At 72.4% G+C, this 26,473-nt stretch carries 22 protein-coding genes; 12 read left to right on the top strand and 10 right to left on the bottom strand.

The window, feature by feature from the left end; genetic code table 11:
* Positions 1-6: 6 nt before the first annotated feature.
* From ACXNSR_RS33060 to ACXNSR_RS33040, 5 genes are all read left to right on the top strand, one after another.
* Positions 7-1,032: an LLM class flavin-dependent oxidoreductase gene (locus tag ACXNSR_RS33060; protein WP_458639022.1), complete on the top strand. Its 1,026-nt coding sequence runs from the start codon at positions 7-9 to the stop codon at positions 1,030-1,032.
* A gap of 5 nt (positions 1,033-1,037) precedes the next feature.
* On the top strand, positions 1,038-3,446 hold the full coding sequence (locus ACXNSR_RS33055; RefSeq protein WP_458639021.1) for an excinuclease ABC subunit UvrA: 2,409 nt from the start codon (positions 1,038-1,040) through the stop codon (positions 3,444-3,446).
* A gap of 254 nt (positions 3,447-3,700) precedes the next feature.
* Complete coding sequence (locus ACXNSR_RS33050) at positions 3,701-5,206, top strand: cryptochrome/photolyase family protein (RefSeq protein WP_458639020.1); 1,506 nt, start codon at positions 3,701-3,703, stop codon at positions 5,204-5,206.
* A gap of 48 nt (positions 5,207-5,254) precedes the next feature.
* Positions 5,255-6,463 (top strand): spore photoproduct lyase family protein, encoded by a 1,209-nt coding sequence (locus ACXNSR_RS33045; protein ID WP_458639019.1) that lies wholly within the window; start codon positions 5,255-5,257, stop codon positions 6,461-6,463.
* Between the two features lie 141 nt (positions 6,464-6,604).
* On the top strand, positions 6,605-7,471 hold the full coding sequence (locus ACXNSR_RS33040; protein ID WP_458639018.1) for an AraC family transcriptional regulator: 867 nt from the start codon (positions 6,605-6,607) through the stop codon (positions 7,469-7,471).
* A 42-nt stretch (positions 7,472-7,513) separates the two neighbouring features.
* On the opposite strand, the gene ACXNSR_RS33035 is transcribed toward ACXNSR_RS33040, so the two are convergent.
* The 4 genes from ACXNSR_RS33035 to ACXNSR_RS33020 all read right to left on the bottom strand — a co-directional run bounded on the left by ACXNSR_RS33035 (position 7,514) and on the right by ACXNSR_RS33020 (position 11,735).
* The gene (locus ACXNSR_RS33035) at positions 7,514-8,173 is read right to left on the bottom strand and encodes a hypothetical protein (protein WP_458639017.1); all 660 of its coding nucleotides are present in this window, start codon (positions 8,171-8,173) and stop codon (positions 7,514-7,516) included.
* A gap of 117 nt (positions 8,174-8,290) precedes the next feature.
* Positions 8,291-9,037: a succinate dehydrogenase/fumarate reductase iron-sulfur subunit gene (locus ACXNSR_RS33030; protein WP_458639016.1), complete on the bottom strand. Its 747-nt coding sequence runs from the start codon at positions 9,035-9,037 to the stop codon at positions 8,291-8,293.
* A complete protein-coding gene (locus ACXNSR_RS33025) occupies positions 9,034-11,028 on the bottom strand; it encodes a fumarate reductase/succinate dehydrogenase flavoprotein subunit (protein ID WP_458639015.1) in 1,995 nt (664 codons plus the stop codon). The genes ACXNSR_RS33030 and ACXNSR_RS33025 overlap by 4 nt, the downstream gene beginning before the upstream one ends.
* Before the next feature lie 2 nt (positions 11,029-11,030).
* On the bottom strand, positions 11,031-11,735 hold the full coding sequence (locus ACXNSR_RS33020) for a succinate dehydrogenase (protein WP_458639014.1): 705 nt from the start codon (positions 11,733-11,735) through the stop codon (positions 11,031-11,033).
* 95 nt (positions 11,736-11,830) lie between these two features.
* Between ACXNSR_RS33020 and ACXNSR_RS33015 the strand changes: the two genes are divergently transcribed.
* Entirely contained in the window at positions 11,831-12,709 is an 879-nt protein-coding gene (locus tag ACXNSR_RS33015) for a LysR family transcriptional regulator (RefSeq protein ID WP_458639013.1), read from the top strand.
* A gap of 37 nt (positions 12,710-12,746) precedes the next feature.
* On the opposite strand, the gene ACXNSR_RS33010 is transcribed toward ACXNSR_RS33015, so the two are convergent.
* Positions 12,747-13,439 (bottom strand): TetR/AcrR family transcriptional regulator, encoded by a 693-nt coding sequence (locus ACXNSR_RS33010; RefSeq protein WP_458639012.1) that lies wholly within the window; start codon positions 13,437-13,439, stop codon positions 12,747-12,749.
* Positions 13,440-13,544: 105 nt separating this feature from the next.
* Between ACXNSR_RS33010 and ACXNSR_RS33005 the strand changes: the two genes are divergently transcribed.
* Complete coding sequence (locus ACXNSR_RS33005) at positions 13,545-14,612, top strand: FAD-dependent oxidoreductase (protein WP_458639011.1); 1,068 nt, start codon at positions 13,545-13,547, stop codon at positions 14,610-14,612.
* A 121-nt stretch (positions 14,613-14,733) separates the two neighbouring features.
* On the opposite strand, the gene ACXNSR_RS33000 is transcribed toward ACXNSR_RS33005, so the two are convergent.
* Together ACXNSR_RS33000 and ACXNSR_RS32995 are read right to left on the bottom strand one after the other, a co-directional pair.
* Positions 14,734-16,971 (bottom strand): putative bifunctional diguanylate cyclase/phosphodiesterase, encoded by a 2,238-nt coding sequence (locus ACXNSR_RS33000; protein ID WP_458639010.1) that lies wholly within the window; start codon positions 16,969-16,971, stop codon positions 14,734-14,736.
* Complete coding sequence (locus ACXNSR_RS32995) at positions 16,968-17,798, bottom strand: SAM-dependent methyltransferase (protein WP_458639009.1); 831 nt, start codon at positions 17,796-17,798, stop codon at positions 16,968-16,970. Before ACXNSR_RS32995 ends, ACXNSR_RS33000 begins: the two co-directional genes overlap by 4 nt.
* 893 nt (positions 17,799-18,691) lie before the next feature.
* On the opposite strand from ACXNSR_RS32995, the gene ACXNSR_RS32990 reads away from it, so the two are divergent.
* The 3 genes from ACXNSR_RS32990 (at position 18,692) to ACXNSR_RS32980 (ending at position 20,409) form a co-directional block, all read left to right on the top strand.
* The gene (locus ACXNSR_RS32990) at positions 18,692-18,841 is read left to right on the top strand and encodes a hypothetical protein (protein ID WP_329096635.1); all 150 of its coding nucleotides are present in this window, start codon (positions 18,692-18,694) and stop codon (positions 18,839-18,841) included.
* A 39-nt stretch (positions 18,842-18,880) separates the two neighbouring features.
* Positions 18,881-19,651, top strand: a complete 771-nt coding sequence (locus ACXNSR_RS32985; protein WP_458639008.1) for a bestrophin-like domain — start codon at positions 18,881-18,883, stop codon at positions 19,649-19,651.
* 182 nt (positions 19,652-19,833) lie between these two features.
* The gene (locus tag ACXNSR_RS32980) at positions 19,834-20,409 is read left to right on the top strand and encodes a hypothetical protein (protein WP_458639007.1); all 576 of its coding nucleotides are present in this window, start codon (positions 19,834-19,836) and stop codon (positions 20,407-20,409) included.
* Between the two features lie 96 nt (positions 20,410-20,505).
* Here ACXNSR_RS32980 and ACXNSR_RS32975 read toward each other — a convergent pair whose 3' ends face one another.
* The gene (locus tag ACXNSR_RS32975; RefSeq protein WP_030012611.1) at positions 20,506-21,024 is read right to left on the bottom strand and encodes a hypothetical protein; all 519 of its coding nucleotides are present in this window, start codon (positions 21,022-21,024) and stop codon (positions 20,506-20,508) included.
* Between the two features lie 43 nt (positions 21,025-21,067).
* Between ACXNSR_RS32975 and ACXNSR_RS32970 the strand changes: the two genes are divergently transcribed.
* Positions 21,068-21,220 carry a hypothetical protein gene (locus tag ACXNSR_RS32970; RefSeq protein ID WP_458639006.1) on the top strand — a complete coding sequence of 51 codons (153 nt, stop codon included), beginning with the start codon at positions 21,068-21,070 and terminating at the stop codon, positions 21,218-21,220.
* 168 nt (positions 21,221-21,388) lie between these two features.
* A complete protein-coding gene (locus ACXNSR_RS32965; protein ID WP_458639005.1) occupies positions 21,389-22,051 on the top strand; it encodes a class F sortase in 663 nt (220 codons plus the stop codon).
* Between the two features lie 33 nt (positions 22,052-22,084).
* Here ACXNSR_RS32965 and ACXNSR_RS32960 read toward each other — a convergent pair whose 3' ends face one another.
* Both ACXNSR_RS32960 and lysX read right to left on the bottom strand, forming a co-directional pair.
* On the bottom strand, positions 22,085-22,978 hold the full coding sequence (locus ACXNSR_RS32960) for a polysaccharide deacetylase family protein (RefSeq protein ID WP_458639004.1): 894 nt from the start codon (positions 22,976-22,978) through the stop codon (positions 22,085-22,087).
* A gap of 96 nt (positions 22,979-23,074) precedes the next feature.
* On the bottom strand, positions 23,075-26,404 hold the full coding sequence (gene lysX, locus ACXNSR_RS32955; RefSeq protein WP_458639003.1) for a bifunctional lysylphosphatidylglycerol synthetase/lysine--tRNA ligase LysX: 3,330 nt from the start codon (positions 26,402-26,404) through the stop codon (positions 23,075-23,077).
* Positions 26,405-26,473 lie beyond the last annotated feature (69 nt).

Here is a 26,473-nt window from a genome sequence, read left to right as displayed (position 1 = left end):
ACCTGTGTGATCCGAAAACTCTCCATACTCGACCGGTCGCGCACCCGCCGGGGCCACCCGGCCCCGCAGGCCCTGCGCGACACCGTGGCACTGGCCCGGACGGCCGAGGAGCTCGGCTACCACCGCTTCTGGGTCTCGGAGCACCACAGCGTGCCCGGTGTCGCGGGCTCGGCGCCGACGGTGCTGGCCGCCGCCGTCGCCGCGGCGACGCACCGGATCCGGGTCGGCACGGGCGGGGTCATGCTGCCCAACCACCAGCCGATGGTGGTGGCGGAACAGTTCGGGGTCCTGGAGTCGCTGTTCCCCGGCCGGATCGACATGGGCCTCGGACGTTCGGTCGGCTTCACGGGCGGCATCCGGCGGGCCCTGGGCCGCGACACCGGCGACGCCGACCGCTTCGAGGAACAGCTGGACGAGCTGCTCGGCTGGCTCGACGGCACCCAGCGGGCCCACCCCGAGGTGCACGCCCGCCCCGCGGAAGGCCTGAGCATCCCCGCCTACGTCCTGGCCACCGGCGAGGGCGCCGGGATCGCAGCCCGGGCCGGACTGCCGCTGGTCGTGGGCGACCTGCGGGCACGCGACCGGGTGGGCGCGATCGTCGAGGGCTACCGCAAGGAGTTCCGGCCCTCCGCCCGGGGCGCGCGGCCGTACGTCGTGGTCTCCGGCACGGTGGCGGTCGCCGCCACCGAGGAGGAGGCCCGCCGCGTCCTGGTCCCGGAGGCCTGGGCCCTCGCGCACTCCCGCACCCGGGGCAGCTTCCCGCCGCTGCGCCCGGCGGAGGAGATCGAGGCGCTGGAGATGACCCCGAAGGAGCGCGAGCTCTACGAGGGCGCCCTCGCCGGCCACCTCCACGGCACGGAGGACCAGGTGGCGGCGCAGCTGTCGGAGGTCGCGGAGCGGACCGGCGCGGACGAACTGCTGGTCACCACCTCCACGTACGACCGCACGGCACTGCTGGACTCCTACGCGCGCCTGGCCCGGATCGCGGGCCTCTCCGGATCGCGGGCCCCTGAGAGCGAGCCTCTAAAATAGGACGAATGCATCAGGCCGCCGGTACCCCCGCCCCTCCCCCCGCCTCCCTCGACCCCTGCGTGAGGGTCCGGGGCGCCCGGGAGCACAATCTGCGCGGCGTCGACGTGGACATCCCGCGCGACGCGCTGACCGTGTTCACCGGGGTCTCCGGCTCCGGGAAGAGCTCGCTGGCCTTCGGCACCCTCTACGCCGAGGCCCAGCGCCGGTACTTCGAGTCCGTGGCCCCGTACGCCCGGCGCCTGATCCACCAGATCGGCGCGCCGAAGGTGGACTCCGTCACCGGGCTGCCGCCGGCCGTCTCGCTGGAGCAGCGCCGCTCCTCCCCCGGCTCGCGCTCCTCGGTCGGCACGGTGACCCTGCTGTCCAACTCCCTGCGGATGCTGTACTCGCGGGCCGGGACCTACCCTCCGGGTGCCGGGCGGCTCGACTCCGACGCCTTCTCGCCCAACACCGCCGCCGGGGCCTGCCCGTCCTGTCACGGGCTCGGCCGGATCCACCGCACCGGCGAGGAACTCCTCGTCCCCGACCCGGAGCTGTCGATCCGGCAGGGCGCGATCGCCGCCTGGCCGGGTGCCTGGCAGGGCAAGAACCTGCGGGACATCCTGGAGACCCTCGGCCACGACGTGGACCGGCCCTGGCGGGAGCTGCCGGCGAAGGACCGCGAGTGGATCCTGTTCACCGAGGAGCAGCCGGTGGTGACCGTGCACCCGGTGCGGGACGCCGAGCGGATCCAACGGCCCTACCAGGGCACGTACATGAGTGCCCACCGCTACGTCATGCGGACCTTCGCCGACAGCAAGAGCGCCACCCTGCGGGCCCGCGCCGAGAAGTTCCTCGCCGACTCGCCGTGCCCGGTGTGCGAGGGCCGGCGGCTGCGCCCGGAGGCCCTCGCCGTCACCTTCGCCGGGCGGACCATCGCGGAGCTGGCCGCGCTGCCGCTGACCGACCTGGACGGCGTACTGGCCTCCGCAGACCTGGACGGGGAGGCGGCGCGGGTGCTCGCCGAGGACCTGCGCTCGCGGATCGGGCCCGTCACGGAACTGGGGCTGGGCTATCTGAGCCTGGACCGGACGGCACCGACCCTGTCGGCGGGCGAGCTGCAGCGGTTGCGGCTGGCGACGCAGCTGCGGTCGGGGCTCTTCGGGGTCGTGTACGTACTGGACGAGCCGTCGGCCGGTCTGCACCCGGCCGACACCGAGGCGCTGCTCGGCGTACTGGACCGGCTGAAGGAGTCCGGGAACACGGTCTTCGTCGTGGAACACCACCTCGACGTGGTGCGGCACGCGGACTGGCTGGTGGACGTGGGCCCGCTGGCCGGGGAGCACGGCGGGCAGGTGCTCCACAGCGGGCCGCCGCAGGAACTGGCCGGGGTGGCGGGATCGGCGACGGCCCGGCACCTGTTCGCGGCCCGGGAGCCCGCCGCGGCACCCCGGCGGGTGCGCCGGGAGACCGGGGCGGTGCGGCTGACCGGGGTGGACCGGCACAACCTGCGGGAGCTGGACGCACGGTTCCCGCTCGGTGTGTTCACGGCCGTCACCGGGGTGTCGGGGTCGGGCAAGTCCACGCTGGTGGGGCAGGTGCTGGCGCGGGAGGTCGGCGAGCGGCTCGCGGAGGCGGACTTCCCCGTGCGGCGGCTGGTGGAGGTGGACCAGAAACCGATCGGCCGGACGCCGCGGTCCAACCTGGCCACGTACACCGGCCTGTTCGACGTGGTGCGCAGGCTCTTCACCGCGGCCCCCGAGGCGCGGGCGCGCGGCTGGAAGGCGGGCCGGTTCTCCTTCAACGTGCCGGGCGGCCGCTGCGAGACCTGCCAGGGCGAGGGCTTCGTCTCGGTGGAGCTGATGTTCCTGCCGAGCACGTACGCCCCGTGCCCCGAGTGCGCGGGTGCCCGGTACAACGCCGAGACCCTGGAGGTCCGGTACGAGGGCCTGAACATCGCGGAGGTGCTGGGCCTGACGGTGGAGTCGGCGGCCGCCTTCTTCGCCGATGTCCCGGCGGCGGCGCGCAGCCTGCGGGCGCTGGAGGAGATCGGCCTGGGCTACCTGCGGCTGGGACAGCCGGCCACCGAGCTGTCCGGCGGCGAGGCCCAGCGGATCAAGCTGGCGACGGAACTGCAGCGGCTGCGCCGGGACCACACGCTGTACCTGCTGGACGAACCGACGACCGGGCTGCATCCGGCCGATGTCCGGGTTCTGATGCGGCAGTTGCACGGGCTGGTGGACGCCGGGCACTCGGTGGTGGTCGTGGAGCACGACATGGAGGTGGTCGCGGGCGCGGACTGGGTCATCGACCTGGGTCCGGGCGGCGGCACCGCGGGCGGCCGCGTGGTCGCCGCGGGCACGCCGTCGGAAGTGGCCGCCGCACCGGACAGCCGCACGGCCCCGTACCTGGCGCGCGCCCTCGGCCGGGCCTAGGCCGTCTCTTTCGGATCTTGTCGGCCGGGCCCGCGGCGTCCGGTGCCGTACCCGGCAATGCGGCCGGGTGCGGTGCCGGGCGCCGCGGGTCCGGCAGTTCTATACCTGGGCGGCGCAGGGCCTTGTGGTCCTGCCCGTGTACGGATCGAGCCGGGCAGGCCGCGGTCGGAGGGAGAGGCGGTACGGGCGTTCGAACCCCGCGGTACGGTCGCGTCGGCCGCCGTCGCCCCGTGCCGGGTTGGTTGGATGCCGGTATGAGTCCAGTGCACTGGCTGTTCGGTGACCAGCTCGGCCCGCACTTCACGGCCACCGCCGCCGGCGGGACGCCGCGGAACACCCGGTGGCTGCTGATCGAGTCGCGGGCCGTCTTCCGCCGCCGCCGGTTCCACCGGGCCAAGGCCCATCTGGTCCTGAGCGCCATGCGCCACCGGGCGGCGGACCTCGGCGCGGGGGCGCGGTACATCGCGGCGGAGACCTACCGGGAAGGCCTCGTACGGGCCGTGGGCGACGCACCCGTCTCCGTGCACCACCCGACCTCCCGCGCCGCCCTCGCCCTCGTGGCCTCACTGCCGCAGGTCACGGTCCACCCGGCCCGCGGGTTCCTCGTGGGCCACCAGGAGTTCGCGGACTGGGCCGCACGGCAGAAGGGTCACCGGCTGCTCCAGGAGAACCTCTACGAACACACCCGGCTCACCCACGGCATCCTGATGGACGGCGACCGGCCGACGGGCGGGCGCTGGAACCTGGACCACGACAACCGCGAGCCCCCGCCCCGCGACCGGGACACCCTGGGCGCCCCACCCCCGTACCGGCCCCGGGAGGACGAGATCGACGAAGGGGTCCGGCGTGACCTGGACCGCTGGGAACGCGAGGAGGGGATCACCTTCGTGGGCCGCGACGGCCCCCGGCTGTTCCCCGCGAGCCGCCGGGAGGCACTGGCCGCGCTCGACCACTTCGTCACCCACCGCCTCGCCGGCTTCGGCGCGCACGAGGACGCCATGCTGGCCGGGGACCCCGTGATGAGCCACAGCCTGCTGTCGTCCTCCCTCAACCTCGGGCTCCTCGACCCCCGGGAATGCGTGGTGCGGGCCGAGGAGGCCTGGCGGGCCGGGCACGTGCCGCTCAACAGCGCGGAGGGGTTCATCCGGCAGGTGTGCGGCTGGCGCGAGTACGTGTGGAGCCTCTACTGGCACCTCGGCGAGGACTACCGGCACCGCAACGACCTGCGCCACACCGCTCCGGTGCCCGCGTGGTTCGCGGAGCTGGACGCGGAGGCGCCCGCGGCCCGCTGCCTGTCCACCGTGCTCGCGCAGGTCCGGGACACGGGATGGACGCACCACATCCCCCGCCTGATGGTCCTCGGCAGCCATGCCCTCCAGCGGGGCTGGGACCCGGCGCAGGTGACGGACTGGTTCCACCGGTGCTTCGTGGACGGCTACGACTGGGTGATGCTGCCCAACGTGGTGGGCATGTCCCAGTACGCGGACGGCGGGCTGATGACCACCAAGCCCTACACCTCGGGCGGCGCCTACATCCACCGGATGAGCGACCTGTGCGGGGGCTGCCGGTACCGGCCCGGCGACCGCACCGGCGAACGCGCCTGCCCGTACACCGTCGGCTACTGGGCCTTCCTGGACCGGCACCGGGACCGGCTGGAGGCCAATCCGCGGATGGCCCGGGCGGTGCGCGGGCTGGACCGGCTGGGCGACGTGGCGCAGGTCGCCCGGGCGCACCGCGCCGCGGGTGACACACCGCCCTGACGACGCCCGGCCTAGAGTGGGCCCGACCGGAACGCACAGGAGACGCAGATGGCTGCCCAGCCACACGGGGGCCGGCCGGCCGAGCGGCCGGACGCCGAGCAGCAGGACGCCCTGTTCGGCCTGGAGGACATCGGCACGGGGGCACCCGTCCCGGCCGCCGGCGGCGCCGCCGGCCCGCTGTTCCGCGACGGCGCGACCGCTCGCCGGCTGCTGTCCGTACGGACGATCCACGCCGAACCGGCCGCCGCGGCCTCCCCGCGCGGCCGGCAGATCATCGCCCGCTTCCCCGGTGCCGAGGTCGTCCCCGTGGACTCGCACTGGCGGATCCCGCACCTGCACGGCAACGAGGGCAACGTCGACCGGTGGGTCCGGATCAAGAGCGAGGTCCTGGTCCTGGGCGTGAAGAAGACGCTCACCACCCGCCCCAACGGACGTTCCGCGGACTGGATCGCCCCCGGAACGGCCAACGGCTGCGCCATGGCGTGCGCCTACTGCTACGTGCCGCGCCGCAAGGGGTACGCCAACCCGATCACCGTCTTCACCAACACCGACCGCGTCATCGCCCACCTCTCCCGGCACGTCGCGCGCCTGGGCCCCAAGGCGGAGGCGAACCAGTGCGACCCGACCGCGTGGGTCTACGACATCGGCGAGAACAGCGACTGCTCCGTCGACGCCCTGATCAGCGACAACGTGGCGGACCTGGTCCGGGCCTTCGCCCGGTGGCCCTCCGCGAAGGCCTCCTTCGCCACCAAGTTCGTCAACCCCGACCTCCTCCTGCTGGATCCGCGGGGCCGTACCCGGGTGCGGTTCTCCGTCATGCCGCAGGAGGACTCCAGGCTGCTGGACATCCGCACCAGCCCGGTGGAGAGCCGCATCGCCGCTGCCGGCGACTTCCTGGAAGCGGGGTACGAGGTCCACTTCAACCTCTCCCCCGTCGTCCTGCGCCCGGGCTGGCAGCGGGACTGGGCCCTCCTGCTGGAGCACATGGACGACGTGCTGCCCGGTCCGGTCAAGGACCAGGCAGCCGCGGAGATCATCATGCTGACGCACAACGAGGACCTGCACGAGCTCAACCTCGGCTGGCACCCCCGCGCGGAGGAGGCGCTGTGGCGGCCGGATCTCCAGCAGCCCAAGCGCTCCGAGAACGGCAGCTGGAACGTCCGCTACCGCAACGGGGTGAAGGCCGGGGCCGTCGGGACGATGCGCGAACTCGTCGCCGCCCGGGCCCCGTGGCTGCGGATCCGGTACGCCTTCTGACGGTGCGCCGGGCGGGGGCCGGTGGATCGTTCCGGGCTCCGCGTCAGGACCCGACCGGACCCGACCGGACCGGGCACAGGATGTCGGGTGCGCCGGGGCGGGTCCCTCCTAACGTGAGCGATCGAAAGGGAAGGACACAGGATGCTGGACCGGTTGAACCAGGCCATGGAGCACATCGAGCACCGCCTCGATCAGCCGATCGAGGCCGCCGACCTGGCGCGGATCGCGATGACGTCGGAGTACCACTTCCGGCGGCTGTTCTCCGCCCTGGCCGGGATACCGCTGTCGGAGTACATCCGCCGCAGGCGGCTGACGGTCGCGGGCGCCGAGGTGCTGGGCAGGGAGCGGACGCTCCTGGAGATCGCGGTGCGCTACGGCTACACCTCGGGAGAGGCCTTCGCCCGTGCGTTCCGGGCCGTGCACGGCGTCGGTCCGGGCGAGGCCAGGCGCACGGGTGCGATCCTGCGGTCCCAGCCACGGATGTCCTTCCGCCTCGTCGTCGAAGGGAACAGCAGCATGGAGTACAAGGTCGTGGAGAAGGACGAGTTCCGTGTGGTCGGCAGGAAGGCGCGGGTCCCCCTCGTGCACGAGGGGATGAACCCGGCCATCGCCGCCTTCGTCCGGGGGATCGGGCAGGAGACGCTGCAGCGCATCCAGGGCCTGTCCGACCAGGAGCCGGAGGGGATCATCTCGGCGAGCGACGACCTGGACGACAGCCGCGCGGAGGGGACCGAACTCGACTATTACCACGGGGTGGTGACCCGTGCCGCGGTGCCCGAGGACATGGACGCGCTCACCGTCCCGGCGGGCACCTGGGCGGTCTTCGAGAGCTCCGGCCCGTTCCCGACGACGCTCCAGTACCTGTGGCGGGACGTGTTCACGCAGTGGTTCCCGTCCAACCCCTACCGGAGCCGGCCGGGGCCCGAGATCCTGCGCACCCGGCTGTCCGGGGACGGGACGGAGGCAACTGCGCAGCTGTGGATCCCCGTGGAGCGGACGGCGGTCTGAGCAGCGGCGCGTCATCGGCGGGCCGCTCGCCTCCGGTGCGGCTCAGACGTCGCCGGGGAGCAGGTGCTGCGGCAGTTCGCGGAAGCTCCACCGCCCCAGGCGGCGGTCGAGGATCCAGACGAGGTCGTGCCGGTCGGGCCAGGTCGCCGGGATGCCGGGAGCCCGGTCGGCGCCGAGGGACCGGATCAGGTGTGGGATCCCGCTGTGCTCCCAGCAGACGAGTACGGGCATGGGCGCGGCCGACACGGCCTGCGCGAGGGCGGCTTCGGCGCCGACGGCGAACTCGGCGCGGACGGGTGTGCGCAGGGCGGTGGCGAGCGCCGCCACCGTCTGCCGGCACCGCGCGGGGGCGGCGTCCCCCTTCCCGCCCGCCGCGAAGACCGCCGCGGGGCGGGGCAGCGAGGAGCCGGGGGCCGGCGGGAACAGGCGCGGGAGCCGCTCCGCCCGGCGCCAGCCGCGGCCCGCCAGCGAACCGGGGTCGTCCTCGCCCTCCGCGTCCCGGCCGACGCCGCCGGCGTACGGCTTCTCCGCGTGCCGGATCAGCATGATCAGGGCGTCCTCGGGCCGGGCCGGCGCACCGGGCGCGGGGGTGCGCCAGGCTTGCCCGCCCATGCATCCGGCCCCGGCTCCGGCCAGCGGGGCGAGGGCGGCGGCCAGGACGGCTCGGCGACGCGGCCCGGACCCGGCGGGGGCTTCTGGCATGGCGCCACTGTCCCCCACGCTCCGGGCGGCGCCGGGACGCGGCGCGGTCCGGCGCCGCGCCGGTCAGCCGATCGGCGCAGGCACCGGGGGCGGTGGCGGGGTCCCTGGACCCCGGGGTCAGCGGGGGCTCTTGCGCACCGCCCGCAGCCACTCCTTGTTCATCGCGGCGATCGACGGCAGCGGGATGCCCTTCGGGCAGGCCGTGGCGCACTCGCCGGTCAGGGTGCAGCCGCCGAAGCCCTCGTCGTCCATCCGGGCCACCATGTCCAGCACGCGGGTCTCGCGCTCCGGCGAACCCTGCGGGAGGACGTTCAGATGGTTGACCTTGGCGGAGGTGAAGAGCATCGCGGAGCCGTTGGGGCAGGCCGCCACGCACGCGCCGCAGCCGATGCACTCGGCGTGCTCGAAGGCGAAGTCGGCATCTGCCTTGGGGACGGCGGTGGCGTGCGCCTCGGGGGCGGCGCCGGTGGGGGCGGTGATGTAGCCGCCGGCCTGGATGATCCGGTCGAAGGCGCTGCGGTCGACGACGAGGTCCTTGACCACGGGGAAGGCGGAGGCGCGCCACGGCTCGACGTCGATGGTGTCGCCGTCGGCGAAGGACCGCATGTGGAGCTGGCAGGTGGTGGTGCGTTCCGGGCCGTGGGCGTCGCCGTTGATGACGAGGCTGCAGGCGCCGCAGATGCCCTCGCGGCAGTCGTGGTCGAAGGCGACCGGGTCCTCGCCGCGCAGGATGAGGTCTTCGTTGAGGGTGTCGAGCATCTCCAGGAAGGACATGTCCTTCGAGATGCCGTCGACCTCGTAGGAGACCATGTGACCGGGGGCGTCGGCGCCGCGCTGGCGCCAGACGCGCAGGGTGAGCTTCATGCGTAGCTCCGCTGGGTGGGGTGGACGTACTCGAAGACGAGGTCTTCCTTGTGCAGGACGGGGGCGGCGCCGGTGCCCTGGTACTCCCAGGCGGCGGCGTAGGCGAACTCCTCGTCGCGGCGGGCGGCCTCGCCGTCCGGGGTCTGGGACTCCTCGCGGAAGTGGCCGCCGCAGGATTCGGCGCGGTCGAGGGCGTCGAGGCACATCAGCTCGGCGAGTTCGAGGTAGTCGACGACGCGGTTGGCCTTCTCCAGCGACTGGTTGAACTCCTCGCCGCTTCCGGGGACCTTGATGCGCTGCCAGAACTCCTCGCGGATCTCCGGGATCCGCGTCAGGGCCTTGCGCAGCCCCTCCTCGGTGCGCGACATGCCGCAGTACTCCCACATGAGCTCGCCGATCTCGCGGTGGAAGGAGTCCGGGGTGCGGTCGCCGTCGACGGCCAGCAGCTGGGCGAGGCAGTCGCGGACCTCCCGTACGGCGGCGGCGGCCTCGGGGTGGCTGTCGTCGACGGTGTCCTGGTGGGGGTGGCGGGCGAGGTAGTCGTTGATGGTGGAGGGGAGCACGAAGTAGCCGTCGGCGAGGCCCTGCATCAGCGCGGAGGCGCCGAGGCGGTTGGCTCCGTGGTCGGAGAAGTTGGCTTCGCCGATGGCGAAGAGCCCGGGGACGGTGGTCTGGAGGTCGTAGTCGACCCACAGGCCGCCCATCGTGTAGTGGACGGCGGGGTAGATCCGCATGGGGACCTCGTACGGGTTCTCCGCGGTGATCCGCTCGTACATCTCGAAGAGGTTGCCGTACTTCTCGGCGACCTTGTCCCGGCCCATGCGGCGGATGGCGTCCGCGAAGTCGAGGTAGACGCCCTGGCCGCCGGGGCCCACGCCGCGGCCCTCGTCGCAGACGTTCTTCGCGGCGCGGGAGGCGATGTCGCGGGGCACCAGGTTGCCGAAGGAGGGGTAGATCCGCTCCAGGTAGTAGTCGCGCTCCGCCTCGGGGATGTCGGCCGCGGCGCGGGTGTCGCCCTGGGCCTTGGGGACCCAGATGCGTCCGTCGTTGCGCAGGGACTCGCTCATGAGGGTGAGCTTGGACTGGTGGTCGCCGGTGCGCGGGATGCAGGTGGGGTGGATCTGGGTGAAACAGGGGTTGGCGAAATACGCGCCGCGCCGGTGCGCCCGCCAGACGGCGGTCGCGTTGGAGTTCATGGCGTTGGTGGAGAGGTAGAAGACGTTGCCGTAGCCGCCGCTCGCCAGGACCACGGCGTCGGCGTAGTACGTGGAGATCCCGCCGGTGATCAGGTCGCGGGCGACGATGCCGCGGGCCACTCCGTCCACGACGATCAGGTCGAGCATCTCGGTGCGGGCGTGCATCTCGACGTTGCCCGCGGCGATCTGCCGGGAGAGTGCCTGGTAGGCGCCGAGCAGGAGCTGCTGGCCGGTCTGGCCGCGGGCGTAGAAAGTGCGGGAGACCTGGACGCCGCCGAAGGAGCGGGTGTCGAGGAGGCCGCCGTACTCGCGGGCGAAGGGGACGCCCTGGGCCACGCACTGGTCGATGATCTCCACGGAGATCTGGGCGAGGCGGTGGACGTTGGACTCGCGGGCGCGGAAGTCGCCGCCCTTGACGGTGTCGTAGAAGAGGCGGTGCACGGAGTCACCGTCGTTGCGGTAGTTCTTCGCGGCGTTGATGCCGCCCTGGGCGGCGATGGAGTGGGCACGGCGCGGCGAGTCGCTGAAGCAGAACTGGACCACGTGGTAGCCCTGCTCGGCGAGAGTCGCGCCGGCGGCACCGCCCGCCAGGCCGGTGCCGACGACGATCACTGTGTGCTTGCGGCGGTTCGCCGGGTTGACGAGCCTGGCCTCGAAGCGGCGCCGGTCCCAGCGGTCCGCGATCGGGCCTTCGGGGGCCTTGGTGTCGGCCACGGGCTCACCGGTGGTGTAGGCCGCGTAGTGGGGGTGCTGCTTGGGTTCGTGCTGGTCGCGGTGGTGCAGGGGTGCGCTCATGGTCAGTTCACCACTCCGGTCATGACGGCTACGGGGACGGACACGAAGCCGGCGAAGAGGACGAGGGCCAGGCCGTTGGCCAGGAACTTCAGCGTCCGCTCGCGGCGGGCGCTGCCCGCGCCGAGGGTCTGCGCGGCGCTCCAGAAGCCGTGGCGGACGTGCAGGCCGAGGGCGGCCATGGCCACGATGTAGATCGTGTTCCCGTACCAGGTGGAGAAAGTGGACAGGACGTTCTCGTACGGGTGGCCGGACCAGGCGCGCTCGTTGACGGTGAGCGTGGTGAGGTCGAGCAGGTGCCAGACGATGAACAGGCCGAGGATGATGCCGCCCCAGCGCATGGTGCGGGTGGCGTAGCTCGCGCGGCGGCGCTTGTGGGCGTACTTGACCGGGCGGGCCTTGATGTCGCGGCGGCTGAGCTGGTACGCGGACACGGCGTGGGCGACGACCGCGGCGAGCAGTCCCAAGCGGACGAGCCACAGGGCCCACTCGTGGTGCAGGAAGGGTGAGCCGAGGGTGCGCAGCCAGTGGGCGTAGCCGTTGAACTCGTCCGCCCCGAAGAAGATCTTGAGGTTTCCGAGCATGTGCACGACGAGGTAGCCGAGCATGATCAGGCCGGAGACGGCCATCACGGACTTCTTGCCGACGGAGGAGTCCCAGATCGTGCGTGTGATGGACGGCCGTCGATCCGTCCGCGTTGCCAGAGCCATGTCCCCGACGGTACGGACGGGGATCCCGAAAGGTCCAAGACATGATGGAGCTGATATCGATAGGGAATGTCTATCGAGGGCGATAGCCTGGGCGAATGCAGTTCCAGCAGCTCCTGTACTTCGTGGCGGTCGCCGAGACCCTGCACTTCACCCGGGCCGCGGAGCGTGTGCACGTGGCCCAGCCCTCGCTCTCGCAGCAGATCAAGGCGCTCGAACGGGAACTCGGGGCCGAACTGTTCAGCCGGGCACGGGGAAACATCGCGCTCACCGACGCGGGTGAGGCCTTGCTGCCGCTGGCCCGGCGGATCCTGGCGGACGCCGACACCGCCCGGCTGGAGGTGCAGGAACTGGCGCAGCTCCGGCGCGGCCGCGTCCGGCTCGGCGCCACGCCCAGCATCTGCACGGGCCTGCTGCCGGACGTACTGCGGGCCTTCCACGACGCCCATCCCGGGATCGAATTGCTGATCGAGGAGAGCGGCTCGCTCGACCTCGTACGGGAACTCGCGCGCGGAGCCCTGGACCTGGCCCTGATCGCACTGCCGCTGCCCCCGTCGGCCCCGGCCCTGACCACGGTGGAACTGCTGACGGAGGACCTCGTGGTGGTCTCCTCGGCGGAACGGCCGGCGCCGGGCGGGGGCGGCGAGCTGACCATTCCCGGGCTGCGGGACGAGCCGATGGTGATGTTCCGGCACGGCTACGACCTGCGGGAACTCACGGTGACGGCCTGCCGGGCGGAGGGATTCGAGCCGGTCTTCACCGTGGAGGGCGGCGAGATGGACGCGGTCCTGGGCTTCGTCCGGGCGGGGCTCGGTGTCGCGGTGGTCCCGGCGATGGTGGTGGAGCGCGCCGGTCCGGGCCTGCGGGTGACCCCGCTGGCCGGCTCCCCGCTGCGCCGCACGATCGCCCTGGCCCACCGGACCGACGTGGCTCCGCCGCGTGCGGCCCGGGAACTGCAGCGCATACTGACCGGCTGATCCCGCCCCGGCCGGGAGCCCCCGGCCGGGACGGCCGTCAGTGCGCGACCGGAGCCGGGGCCGGGGCCGGGGCCGGGGATATCGGCGGGGTGGAAGCCTTCGGCAGGGCTCTGTCGAGGCCTTCGGCGAGCATCCCGAAGGCCTCATCGGCATCGGCCACCGCCGCCGCATGGGCCTCGTCCGCGCTCTGCCCCGCCTCGATCCGCAGCCAGTTCACCCGGCCCAGCTCGTGGCGGACCGCCACGAGATGCGTCGCCGCGAGCCGGGCGGCGAGCGGGGACACCGCCTCCGCCTCCAGCCCGGCGGTGAGCAGTTCCACCTCGAGCTCGGTGTAGCGGTTGAGCCGGCTCTTCAGACTTGCGGTGCTGTAGATCAGCTGCTGGAAGGCCATCACGTTCGGGTGGTCGCACAGCCCGGTGATCGGATCCCGCTCGGCCAGGGCCGCCAGGAAGTGGGCGTGCACCGCACCCACCGGCGTGCGGCCGGGGGCCCGCTCGCGCACGATCCGTGCCACCTCGTCCTGATGGTCGGCGAACCGGTCGAGCAGCAGGTCCTCCTTGCTCGGAAAGTACCGGAAGAGGGTGGGTTTGGAGACCTCGGCCGCGGCGGCGACATCCGCCACCGACACGGCATCGAAGCCCCGTTCCAGGAAGAGCTCCAACGCCGTCGCCGCCAGCCGGTGACGCGTACGGAGCTTCTTGTTCTCGCGCAGGCCCGTCGTGTTCTCCATGCGCACAGCGTAGCACGAATTAGTGACCGAGTTATTTTTTTAACCGGGTTGCTTTTTCTGTCGGAGGGCGCTTTCCTTGAGGCATCGACGAGGAGGGGACATCCCATGACCGACGTACTGATCACCGGCTCCGGTCCGACCGGACTGACGCTCGCCTGCGACCTCGCACAGCGCGGAATCTCCGTCCGCGTCATCGAACGGCGCACCGAACCGCATCACGAGTCCCGGGGCAAGGGACTGCGGCCGGGCAGTCTCGAGATCTTCCGCGAGCTCGGCGTGCTCGAGCCCCTGGCCGCCATCGGCGAAGCGAGCGTGACCCTGCGCAAGTACTTCGACGGGGAACACATCAACGACACCCCCACGGACGGCGGCCTGCTGATCGGGCAGTGGCAGATCGAAGCGGCCCTGCGCGACCGGCTCGCGGCACTGGACGTGCGGGTCGAGTACGGATCCGAGCTCACCGGAATCACCCAGGACGAGACCGGGGTGCATGCGGAGCTGGCGGACGGCACGGTCATCGCGGCCCGCTATCTCGCCGGGTGCGACGGCGGACGCAGCACGACCCGCAAGCTGCTCGGCATCCCTTTCGAGGGGAGCGGGGAGACGGAGACCGCGATGGTGATCGGGGATGTGCGGGCACCCGGCCTCGGCCGGGACGTCTGGCACCAGTGGTTCACCTCGGAGGGCGGCGGGATCCTGCTCTGCCCGATGCCGGGGACGGACAGCTTCCAGCTGCAGGCCTCGCCCGAGCGGGACGAGCGGGGCGAACCCCTGCCGCCCTCCCTGGAGGGCTTCCAGCGGATCTTCGACCGCCATGCGGGGGTGCCGGGCATCCGGCTCGAAGACGCCACCTGGGTCTCGGCGTGGCGGGTCAACGTCCGGATGGCCACGCGGATACGGGAGGGCCGGGTCTTCCTCGCCGGAGACGCCGCGCACGTACATCCCATAGCCGGCGGGCTGGGCATGAACACCGGCATCCAGGACGCGGCCGCCCTCGGCCGGACGCTGGCCGCCGCCCTCACGGAACCCGCCGGGGAGGAGGTGCTCGACGGGTACCAGGCGGAGCGGCTGCCGGTGGCCGCGGCGGTCCTCGCCGACACGGCTGAGCGCTACGAGCGGGTCGTGGACGCCGTCCGGACCCCCGGCCGGGGAACGGAGGTCGGCCTGGAGTGACCGGTGCCGCGCCGCCGGAGCCCGAGGTGTCCCGGGCCGCACCGGGCCCCGGCTCCGGCACCCGGCTCGGGTTCGGGCGGCGGGCCCGGGTTCGGGCTCCGGCTCCCGACCGGGACGTGCGTCAGGAGGGTGCGGGCACCGCGTCCGAGAGGGAGAGGGTGTGGATCCGGTCCGGGGCCCCGGGCCGGGCGTAGTACCAGCCCTGAGCGGTGTCGCAGCCGAGGGCGCGCAGCTGGGCGGCCTGGGCTCCGGTCTCCACCCCCTCGACGGTGACGGCGAGTTCGAGGCTGTGCGCCAGGGCGACGATCCCCTCCACGATCTTGACGTCGACCGGGTTGGCCGGCTGCTGCTGCATCCCCTGGGTGAAGGAGCGGTCGAGCTTCAGGACACTGACCGGCAGCCGCCGCAGGTTGGCCAGGTTCGAGTAGCCGGTGCCGAAGTCGTCGAGGGCGATGTCCACGCCGAGGGCCGCGAGCCGGCGCAGCGGTTCCAGGAGTTCGTCGTCGGCCCCTATCAGAGCCGATTCGGTGACCTCCAGGCACAGCGCGCCCGGGGCGAGGCCGGACTTCTCCAGCACCGCCACGGTGTCGGCGACCAGGCCCGGGTGGTGCAGCTGGGTCGGCGAGAGGTTGACGTTGATCCGCAGGGCCGCACCTCCGTGCTCGCGCTGCCAGATGCGGGCCTGGCGGACGGCTTCCTCCAGCACCCAGCGGCCGAGCGGCACGATCAGCCCGGTGCGTTCGGCGAGCGGGATGAAGCGGTCCGGGCCGAGGACCCCGTACTGCGGGTGCGACCAGCGCACCAGGGCCTCGGCCCCGTGCACGCTGCCGTCGCGCATGTGGACCAGCGGCTGGTACTCGATGAAGAACTCGCCGCGTTCCAGCGCCGCGGGCAGGGCGTTGGTCAGGCCGTGGCGGGTGATCGCTCGGGCGTCGGCCTCGGCGTCGGCGAATTCGAAGCGATTGCCGCCGGCCGCCTTGGCCCGGTACATCGTGATGTCGGCGCTGCGCAGCACCTCCGCCGGGGTGCGTTCCTTGGCGCGGCCCTCGACGATGCCGATGCTGCCCCGGACCGTCAGCTCCCGGCCCTCCAGCCGGATCGGTGTGGACAGGGCGGTCAGTATGCGGACCGCGAGGTCGGTCACCTTCTGCTCCGTGTCGGAGCCGGTGGTCAGGGCGACGAACTCGTCACCGCCGAGCCGGGCGACCACCTCGCCGGGACCGGTCGCGCAGCTCTGCAGCCGGTCGGCGACCTCCACCAGCAGCCGGTCCCCCGCCGAGTGCCCGAGGCTGTCGTTGACCGCCTTGAATCCGTCGAGGTCGAGGTAGCACAGCCCGTAGCGGTCGCCGCCCGCCCCGCCGAGGGCCTTCTCCAGGCGCTCGAAGAACAGCGTCCGGTTGGGCAGGCCGGTCAGGGCGTCGTGGGTGGCCTCGTAGCGCAGGCGCAGGTTCAGCAGGCGGCGTTCGGTGGTGTCCTCCATCAGCGCCAGCTGGTACTGCGGCTTCCCGTCGGCGTCACGCAGCAGCGACACCGTCAGATTGGTCCAGAGCACGGTTCCGTCGTGCCGGTAGTAGGGCTTCTCGACGCGGTAGCTCTCGCGCTCGCCGCGCACCAGCTCGCCGTACATCCGCCAGACGTGCGGGGTGTCGTCGGGGTGTCCCCATTCACTGACGTTGCGGCTGCGGACGTGCCCCTCCAGGCCGCCGAACATCTGCAGCAGGGTGTCGTTGACCTCCAGGACGTTCCCGTCGAGGTCGGCGATGCCGATCCCCACGGCCGCGCCCTCGAAGACCGCCCGGAAGCGCTCTTCGCTCGCGTGCAGGGCCTGCTGCGCGTCGGTGCGCGCGGTGAGCGCGGAGCGTGCGATGGCCTCCTGCTCCCTGAGCGTGCGCTCGCGCAGCGCGCGGGCGTATCCCGCCGCGATGGCGTGCTGGAGGCGGGCGCAGCGGGAGCGGTACTCCTCGGTGCCCTCCACGCCGGAGCCCTCGGGTCCGTCCGGGCCGCAGTAGAGCACCAGGTACGACTCGATCACGCCGAGGGTGCCCGCCAGGGCCTCGGGGTCGGTGCAGTGCACGGCGACGAGTTCCGCGCCCACCTGCTGGGCGACCGAGGCGTCGAAGGGCCTCGCGTGCAGGGCCTCGGTGAGCGTCCGGGTGAGGGGTACGAGGTGCCGTTCGAACTCGGTGCGGGTCAGCGAGGTCGCCGTCACCGGGAAGATCGCCCGACCCCAGATCGTGGCGAAACGGGCGATCCGGTCCTCGATGCCGCCGTGCGGGGCCGCCGCGGACCCGGTGGCCGGTGCCGCTGCGGGGGCCGCGGCGGCTTTCGGCGCGCCCGCCGTCTGTGCCGGAAGTCTCACGCCTTGCGTCCCACGCCGCCGAAGCCCGAGAAGGCGTAGGGGTCTTCCGGTGTCTCGGCCTCTTCGCCGCCGTCGGGCCGGTCCGGCCGCCAGTCGGGCATGGACACGAGGCCCGGCTCCAGCATCTCGAACCCGTCGAAGAATCCGCTGATCTGTTCCCGGGTCCGCATGACGAGGGGGTTGCGCATGTCCCGGTAGACGCCGACGGTGCCGGCGGCGGTTTCCTGGGTGAGCGGGATCCCCTCGTACGAGGCGTGCGTGAGGATCAGCAGGCTGCCGGGGGCCAGCGCGTCACGCAGCTCGGCGACGGCACCGTACGGGTCGTCCGCGTCCTCCAGGAAGTGCAGGACGGCGACGAGCAGGAGGGCGACCGGGCGGCCGAGGTCGAGGAGTCGGCCGACCTCGGGGGCGGCCAGGATCTCCTTGGGCTTGCGCAGGTCGGCGGCGACGATGCCGCTGTTGTCGTCCCCCGTGAGGACGGCCCGGCTGTGCGCGACGGCCACCGGGTCGTGGTCGACGTAGACGACGCGCGCCTGCGGGCTGGCGGCCTGGGCGACCTCGTGGACATTGCCGAAGGTGGGGATGCCGGAGCCGATGTCGAGGAACTGCGTGACGCCCTCGGCCACGGCGTGCCGGACGGCGCGGCGCATGAATGCCCGGTTGGCCTGCATGATCTTGGGCAGTCCCGGCATGAATTGCATGGCGCGGCGAGCCGTCTCGCGGTCGACCTCGAAATTGTGGGACCCACCCAGATAGTAATCATAGATGCGGGACACGCTCGGCACCGATATGTCGATGCCTGGCGGGGCCCAGGCGGGGCGCTCCATCGGGGTCTCCAAGCGTTGGTCCTGCGGTCGTCCGTGTGAGGTCGGACTCCTGTCCGAGCCGAATCTACTGATCATTTCCCAACAGGGCGAGCAAAAGCGGAAATTGGCGATCCGTTCTTCGTCACACACCAAAGGCACCGTCCCGCCGGACGAGGGAATGACCGATACCGACAAGTCCCTTATGAGAATTGACCGAGGGTCGATCGCAGTCACCACACTACCGACCCGCAGGTGGCTCAAACCTCTCTGGTCGGCAGTCCACCCGTTCAGGCGAACCGGGGGCCGAGCCTCGCGTGCCCGGGCGCGCGCGGGCCCATGCTCCCGGGGTGAACAGAGCCTGTGCCAGGCGCCTGCTGGCAGTCCCGGTCCTGCTGTGGGCGGCCTTGTCCGTCACGCCGGCCGTGGCTGATAGCCGCGCCTACGCGACGACCGACTCCGGCGACGGCCCGGCCGCCGCCGTGGTGGCCGCGGCAGCCGGTGGCAGCGACCGCGTACGCGGCCCGCGTGGCGGACATCACGATGACGACCAGGGCTCCGACCACGGGAAACGCCGTGGAGGCGGGCACGGCGGGGGCCGTCACGGCCACCCCCACTGCCCACCGCCGCCGCCCCCTCCGCCCTGCCCGCCGAAACCGCCGCCGAAGCCGCCGAAACCCCCGAAGCCCACGCCGCCGCCCGAGCCGACTCCCCCGCCGCCACCGCCCGAGCCGACACCGCCTCCGAAGCCCGCACCGCCGAAAACGCCGCCGCCACCGGCGCCGAAACCCGTACCGAAGCCGGCTCTGGCCGCGCCGCCCCCGCCGAAGCCGGCACCCGCGGCCCCCCGCGTGGTCAGGGCTCCCGCACCGCCACCACCAGCACCACCCGCCCCAACTCCACCACCCGCCCCAGAGGTGAAACCCGTACCCCCGAAACCGGTGGCCCGCCCCGCCTATCACGCGGCGGCCCGCAAACCCGTCGAGCACCACATCTCACCGGTGACTTTCACCTTGATGACCGCCGCTCCCGCGGTGCTCGCGATCGTCGCGCTGCGCCCGCGCTAGCGCTTCTTCCGCCCCACCAGTAACCGATTGGGAGTCATCTTGTCGGAATGGCTCGTCCTGTCCCTCGCGATGGCCGCGGCCTGTGCCGTGGTGCTGTCCATCGCCTTCTTGAACCACAGGAGGATCGGCGACGACGACGATCCGAACGAGACCCCGGACGTCATCGAGTACATGACGATGATGATCGGGGTGATCTACGCGATCGTGCTGGGCCTGGCGATCGCCGGCGTCTGGGAGGGCCGCGGGGCCGCCCAGGAATACGTGCGCCAGGAGGCCCAGGCCCTGCACGAGATCAGTGTCCGCTCCGAGGTCTACCCGGTCGAGGTGCGGAAGCGGATCCGGTCCGATGTCGACGCGTACGTGAGCCACGTCGTGGACACGGAGTGGCAGCGGATGGCCGACCACGGCGAGCTCACCGAGCGCGGCGGGGAACTGCTGGAACGTATCCGCCGGGACGTCACCGACTACGAGCCGCAGACCGACCACGAGGGACAGGCCTACCAGCCGCTGGTCGACCAGGTCGCGGTGGTCGACGACGCCCGCAGCGCACGCGGCTCGAGTGCCGGGGCCACCATGCCGGGCGTGGTGTGGTTCGGGCTGATCGTCGGCGCCCTGGTGACCGTGGGCCTGATCTTCACCCTGCAGATCAGGCGGTCGTTCCGGGAGATGCTGCTGGCGGGCCTGTTCAGTGCCCTCATCGCGTTCCTGCTGTTCCTGATCTGGGACTTCGACGCGCCGTTCGGGCGGGGCATCTCCGCCACCGCCGAACCGTTCCTCACCCAGTTCCCCCACCTGGACCTCGGCGGCTAGGCCGCCCGCAAACCGGGGACGGGCCTCCCGTCCCCGGTTCGGCCCAGGCCCGTGCCCCATTCGCCCGTTCCTGATCGCGGGTCACCGCACCCCGACCTAGCGTGTCGGACATCGAGGCGCACGACCCCCCACGTGCGGAAAACCGTTCCGCGGCTGCTCCTCGGGGATCCGGAGAACCAACCATGGGTGCGATACGTACCTCCGCCACCGCCCTGCTGAGCGCCGGTGCCACGGGCGCCGTCCTCGCACTCGGCGTCCTCGGCGCGCCCGCCGCGACCGCTGCCGAGGCCCAGCCCATCACCTCGTTCGGCTTCACCCTCACGCCTTCGACGGTCGCCCCCGGGGGGCAGACGGTCCTCGCGGTCAGCCGCTGCAACGCCGCCTACGCCACCGCCTCCTCCGGGGTCTTCGACACCGTGAGCATCGCGCGCGGCCAGACCGTACGGGTCACCGTGGACCGGGACGCCCGGCGCGGAGCCGTTTACTCCGTCTCCTTCACCTGCAACGGGGAGACCGGCTCGGCCGACCTGACGATCGCCGGCGGCACCACCTCACCCACCACGAGCTCCACCCGGACCGGCACCGGTGCGACCCTCTTCCCGACCCCGTCCTCCGCCCTCGGTGTCCGCGGCGGTCTGGGCGGCAGCGTGGCCGGCATGGATCCCCTGGAGCTCGGCGCCGGCGCCGGCCTGTTCCTCGCCGCCGCGGGCGGCACCGTGTTCGCCCTGCGTCGCAGGGGGTCCGGCCGTAGCCACTGAACCCGCCGCCCGTCCCCCGCCACGTCGATCGCCCCGAGTCCTGACGAGGACTCGGGGCGATCTGCGGTAGCGGGGATCCGCGTCCGGGGCGACCGGTCAGGCCCGGCTGCGCAACGGTCGGCGGCGGCGCAGCACGTGGGCGCCTGCGCCGAGGGCCGCGGCGCCGACGAGGCCCGCGCCGATTGCGGTCTCGGCCGTGGACGGGCCGAAGGAGCCACCGATGCCGCCCTGCGAGGGGTTGCCCTCGAGGATCGTGAAGCGGTGGGTGGCGACCAGATTGCTGTCGTTGCACTTGACCGACAGCGTGTGGTGGCCCGGCGAGGCGTGGTTGAAGATCCGGACGGTCGCGAAGCCGATCGACCCGGCGGACAGGTTGGCCGGCGGAAAGTTGCCGTGCGACGTGACGGTACCGCCGTGACCGCAGCCCGCCGCGCTCACCTGCATCGTGGAACCCTGGTGCACGGAATACGGGTTGACGGAGATGTTGCTGGGGCCGTTCCCACCCCCATTCCCACCCCGGCCCCCGGGGTCCTGGTTCGCGGAGGCGAACGGGGCACTGAGGCCGATCACGGCGCAGGCTGCCGCCGTCACGGTAAGAGCGCGCAAGACACGCATGGTGGAACCTCCAGCGGGAAGCGCCCCGGAGCGTCGGCCCCGGATGATCGACGAGAACGCCTCCCACGTCGAACCCTCGGGTCGCCCCGCCATCTCCGCATTTCCGGCTTTGGGCCGCCCGGTTGAGCGACACGCCGAAGCGCGGGAAATGCAACTGACGGATCCGCAGGTCACGACCCGTCAGGCATTTATGTGACGATTACCTGGATGGGCGCACCCCTTCCGGCTCCCTCCGGGTGGCGGCCACCCGTTCGCCCTTCCCCCCTCGCCGTCCCGCCGACTCGGCCTTAGCGTGCGTGAAGTAGGGCGTACGGGGGCGGGACAGGAACGCGGGTCGGGACCCCCGCGTCGGGAAGGGAGAACGATGGGCGAGGACGAGACCGGGCAGTCGCGCAAACGCTCACCGTGGGGCGTGCTCGCCCTGGTCATGCTCACCGGCCTCGCCATGGTGCGCAACGGTGTGAACATCGGCGACGGGCCGCCGCAGCCCACCGCGGCCTCGGCCGTCGCGATGACGTCCGGTCAGTTGCCGGCGGATCCACCCACGCCCCCGGCGGACATGGAGGTGCTGGAGCACTCGTCGGTCCAGCGCATCCGGATTCCCACGATCAACGTGGACGCGCCGGTGATGACGGTCGGGCTGGACGCGGAGGGCTGGATCGACGCGCCGCCCCCGCAGGACCGCAATCTCGCAGGCTGGTACCTCAACGGCATCTCGCCCGGCCAGCGGGGCTCGGCGGTGATCGTCGGGCACGTGGACAACGCGCAGGGCCCCGCGGTCTTCTACGGCCTCGGCTCGGTCAAGCCGGGCAACCACATCGAGGTGGAGCGGTACGACGGCCGCACGGCGGTGTTCGAGGTCTACGGGGTGGAGGTGTTCTCCAAGGAGGCCTTCCCCGGTGCCCGGGTGTACGGGGACACCGGGCACCCGGAACTCCGGGTGATCACCTGCGGCGGCGGATATTCGAAGGCCCGCGGCTACGACGGCAACGTGGTCGTCTTCGCCCGCATGGTGGAGGCCCGCTGAGCCGGAGGGCATCCGCCGCGGCCGGCCCCCGGCTCAGCGGGGCGGCAGCACCGGGAGGGTCATCCGGTAGCCCCGCGCGAGCAGCTGGGGAAGGTAGGAGGAGATCGCCTGGACGCTCTGCGAGCGGTTGCCGCCGGCGTCGTGCGAGAGGACGATCACGCCGGGGGCCGCGCCGCCCAGCACCCGGGAGATGATCGTCGGGGTTCCCGGTTCCTTCCAGTCCAGGGTGTCCACGGTCCAGGCGAGCGGCTCCATGCCGAGCTCGGCCCCGATCTCGAAGGCAGCCCGGTTCCAGGCCCCGTAGGGGGCCCGGAACCACAGGGGCGCCTCGCCCACCGTCTGCTGTACGACTTCGCTCGTGCGGCCGATCTCGGAGGCGAGGGCGGGCCGGCTGAGACTCGGGATGAGCGGGTGGGTCCAGGTGTGGTTGCCGATGACATGACCCTCGTCGACCATCCGGCGCAGGAGGTTGCGGTTCTCGGCGGCCATCTCCCCGCAGACGAAGAACATGGCGCGTACGCCGTAGCGGGCGAGGGTGTCGAGGATGGCGGGGGTGTAGCGGGGGTCCGGGCCGTCGTCGAAGGTGAGCACCATGCCGGCCGAAGCCGCTTCCGCGGCGGGGAGTTCCAGGATGGGCCGGGTCCTTACGGCCGGCTTCACGGCCGCCGCGCGTACCGGCGCATCGGCGGTCATCGGCCGCAGCCGGTACGACTTCTCGGGCAGCGCCTGCGCCCTCAGCCCCGGCGCACCCGCAGCGGGGCGCGCCCCCGGCCCGGCCGGCGCCCCGGAACCGCCCGGCCCCGGGTTCTGGCCACCGGTAGCGCTCTCACCACCCACGGTGAGCAGTCCGGAGGCCGCGGCGACTCCGAGGAAGACGGCGGTACGCAGGACCGTGCGCCGCCCTACTGTCGGCTCATCATTTTTCATTATTACTACGTATCAACGACATCGCCGAAGTTGTCGAGAGGCGCGGAAGCACCCCCTCCCCCTCACCCGCTCGGCCCACGCCGACGGGCGGGCCGGTCAGCCGCGGCGGACCAGGGGGAAGGGGAGGGTCTCGCGGATCGTCAGGCCCGTGAGGAACATGACGAGGCGGTCCACGCCGATGCCGAGGCCGCCGGTGGGCGGCATCGCGTACTCCAGGGCGTCGAGGAAGTCGTTGTCGAGTTCCATCGCCTCCGGGTCACCGCCCGCCGCGAGCAGGGACTGGGCGGTGAGGCGGCGGCGCTGTTCCACCGGGTCGGTCAGCTCCGAGTACGCGGTGCCCAGTTCGGTCCCGAAGGCGACCAGGTCCCAGCGTTCGGCCAGCCTGGGGTCCCGGCGGTGCTGGCGGGTGAGCGGGGAGACGTCGGTCGGGAAGTCCTTGTAGAAGGTGGGCAGCTTGGTGCGCTCCTCCACCAGGCGCTCGTACATCTCCAGCACCACGTCGCCGCGGGTGTCCTCGGGGCCGTGCGGGACCGACGCCCGGTCGCACAGCCGGCGCAGCACCCCTTCCTCGGTGTCGGCGTCCACCTCCTCGCCGAGTGCCTCGCTGATGGCCCCGTACATGGTCTTGACCGGCCAGGTTCCGGAGATGTCGTGGACGACGAGCTTCCCGTCCGGGCCCGCCTTGTGGGCGATGGGCGAGCCGAAGGCGGCGGTGGCGGCGCCCTGGATCAGTTCGCGGGTGAGGTCGAGCATCACGTCGTAGTCGGCGAAGGCCTGGTAGGCCTCCAGCATCGTGAACTCGGGGTTGTGCTTGTAGGAGACGCCCTCGTTGCGGAAGGTGCGGCCCATCTCGAAGACCTTCTCCATGCCGCCGACGCAGAGCCGTTTGAGGTAGAGCTCGGGCGCGATGCGCAGGTACAGGTCGAGGTCGTAGGCGTTGATGTGCGTGCGGAAGGGCCGGGCGTTGGCGCCGCCGTGGATCTGCTGGAGCATCGGGGTCTCGACCTCCAGGTAGCCGCGGTCGAGCAGGCCCTGGCGCAGGGCCTGGACCGCGCTGGAGCGGGCCCGTACGACGTCCCGGGCCTCGGGGCTGGCGACGAGGTCGAGGTAGCGGCGCCGGACCCGGGCCTCGGGGTCGGCGAGGCCCTTGCGCTTGTCGGGGAGGGGGCGCAGGCACTTGCCGGTGAGCTGCCAGGAACGGACCACGAGGGACAGCTCGCCCGTCCTGCTGGCGCCGGTCTCGCCGCTGACGAGCACGTGGTCGCCGAAGTCGACCTGGGAGGTGAACGAGTCCAGCACCTCGGCCCCGGCCTCGTCGCGGGTGAGCATCAGCTGGATGTCGCCGGACCAGTCGCGCAGGACGGCGAAGACCACGCCGCCGAGGTCGCGCACGAGCATCACGCGCCCGGCGAGGGTGGCCCGTTCACCGGTTCGGGAACCGGGTGCGAGGGCGGGGCGGCCGGGGGTGCCCTCATGGGTGGCCTTCAGTTCCGCGACGGTGTGGGTGCGCGCGCGGATGCCCACCGGGTAGGGGTCGGTGCCTGCTTCGCGGATGCGGTCCAGTTTCGCGTGGCGGACGCGGACCTGTTCGGGCAGCCGCTCGACCGGGGCACCGGCCTCCTCCTGCTCGACCGCGTTCAGGCCCAGGGATTCGATGGAGGGAAGCCCCTCGGTGGAGGCGATGGCGGTGAGGCCCTTGGGGTGGCCGTTGCCCCAGAGGGTGCGCAGGCTGGGTACGGAGACGAAGCCCTCGGCGATGCCGGAGGCAAGGCTGACCCGGGCGAGCGAGCCGGCGTCCTGGTAGCAGAGGTACCGCGGGTACCACTCGGGGTCGTACTTGACGTTCGACCGGTACAGCGCCTCCAGCTGCCACCAGCGGGAGAAGAAGAGGAGCAGCTTGCGCCACAGTTTGAGGACGGGGCCGGCGCCGATCCGGCCGCCCTCCTCGAAGGCCGAACGGAAGACGGCGAAGTTGAGGGAGATCCGGTGCACGCCGAGGCCGGGGGCCGCGGCGCAGAGCTGGGCGACCATGAACTCCATGACCCCGTTGGGGGCGGTGCGGTCGCGGCGCATGAGGTCGAGGGAGATGCCGTCCTTGCCCCAGGGGACGAAGGAGAGCAGGGCGATCAGCTCGCCCCGGCCGTCGAAGGCCTCGACCAGCAGGCAGTCCCCGTCGGCGCGGTCGCCGAGCCGGTCCAGGGCCATGGAGAAGCCGCGTTCGGTCTCGGTGTCGCGCCATTTGTCGGCGCTCTCCACGATCCTCTGCATCTCGTCCTCGGAGAGGGCGGAATGGCGGCGGATGACGGTGGTGGCACCGGTGCGCCGGACCCGGTTGACGGCCTGGCGGGTGACGCGCATGTCGCGGCCGTCGAGGTCGAAGCGGCCCACGTGCAGGATGGCCTCGTCGCCGAGCTGCAGGGCGCCGAGTCCGGAGCGGGCGTAGGCGGTGGCGCCGTTCTCGGAGGCGCCCATGACGGCGGGCGCCCAGCCGTAGCGCCGGGCCACGGCCAGCCAGGCGTCGATGGCGGCGGTCCAGGAGGCGGGGTCGCCGACCGGGTCCCCGCTGGCGAGGCAGACGCCGGCCTCGACGCGGTAGGTGACGCCGGCCTTGCCGTTGGGGGCGAAGACGACGGCCTTGTCGCGCCGGGTGGCGAAGTAGCCGAGGGAGTCGTTGCGGCCGTAGGCGCCCAGGAGGGCGCGGATGCGGGGCTCCTCGTCACCGTGCAGGGCGGCGGTCAGGCGCTGGGAGCGGAAGAGGGTCATGGCCGCGTTCAGCAGGGCGACGGCGCCGAAGAGGCCGAGCAGGAAGGACAGCGGGCGGGGCGGGTGGCCGTCGAACTCCCGGGCCGAGAAGAGGCCGCCGAAGACCTCCTTGGCGGCCCAGTCGAGCCATTGGCCCTTGGGCAGGGTGCCGGGGAAGAGGGCGACGAGCGCCCAGCCCACGAGCACGGCGGCGAGCAGGCCGAGGCCGAGCACGAACAGGGCGTGCCACAGCGCCCCGGGGCGGGAGGCGGCGTAGAACTCGTCGCGGGCGGCGATCAGCACGGCCAGCGCGGCGACGGCGATGACCATGGAGGGAACGCCGATCCAGTACTCGCCGACGGCCATCTCCAGTACGTCGTCGAGGACCAGCAGGGCCAAATAGGTGATGACGATCCACCAGGCGACCTTCTTGCGGGTGCCGAGGGCCGCGGCGAGGAGGAAGAGGAAGACGGCGTAGGCGAGGTTCGCGCTGACCGGCACGACGATCAGGTCGAGGAAACGCACGATGGGCCGCAGGAGCCGCCGCAGTGTGGGAGAGAGCGCGAGCAGGGCGCAGAGCAGGCCGAGCGATCCGAAGAACGCGCCGAAGCCGTCGGGCACCCGGTTCAGGAAGCGGTTCCGGGTTCCGTGCTTCTCCTCCACGGTGGCGCTGGTGGCACTCATGGTTCGCACTGTAGGGAGGGCGGCGCCGGTGCGCGCGGCGAGCGGGAGGGGTGCTCGCCCGGCCCTGTC

The sequence above is a fragment of the Streptomyces sp. NC-S4 genome, assembly GCF_054353315.1.
Note: the sequence above shows the minus strand (reverse complement) of the source record. Positions and strands in the feature narration are given on the sequence as shown.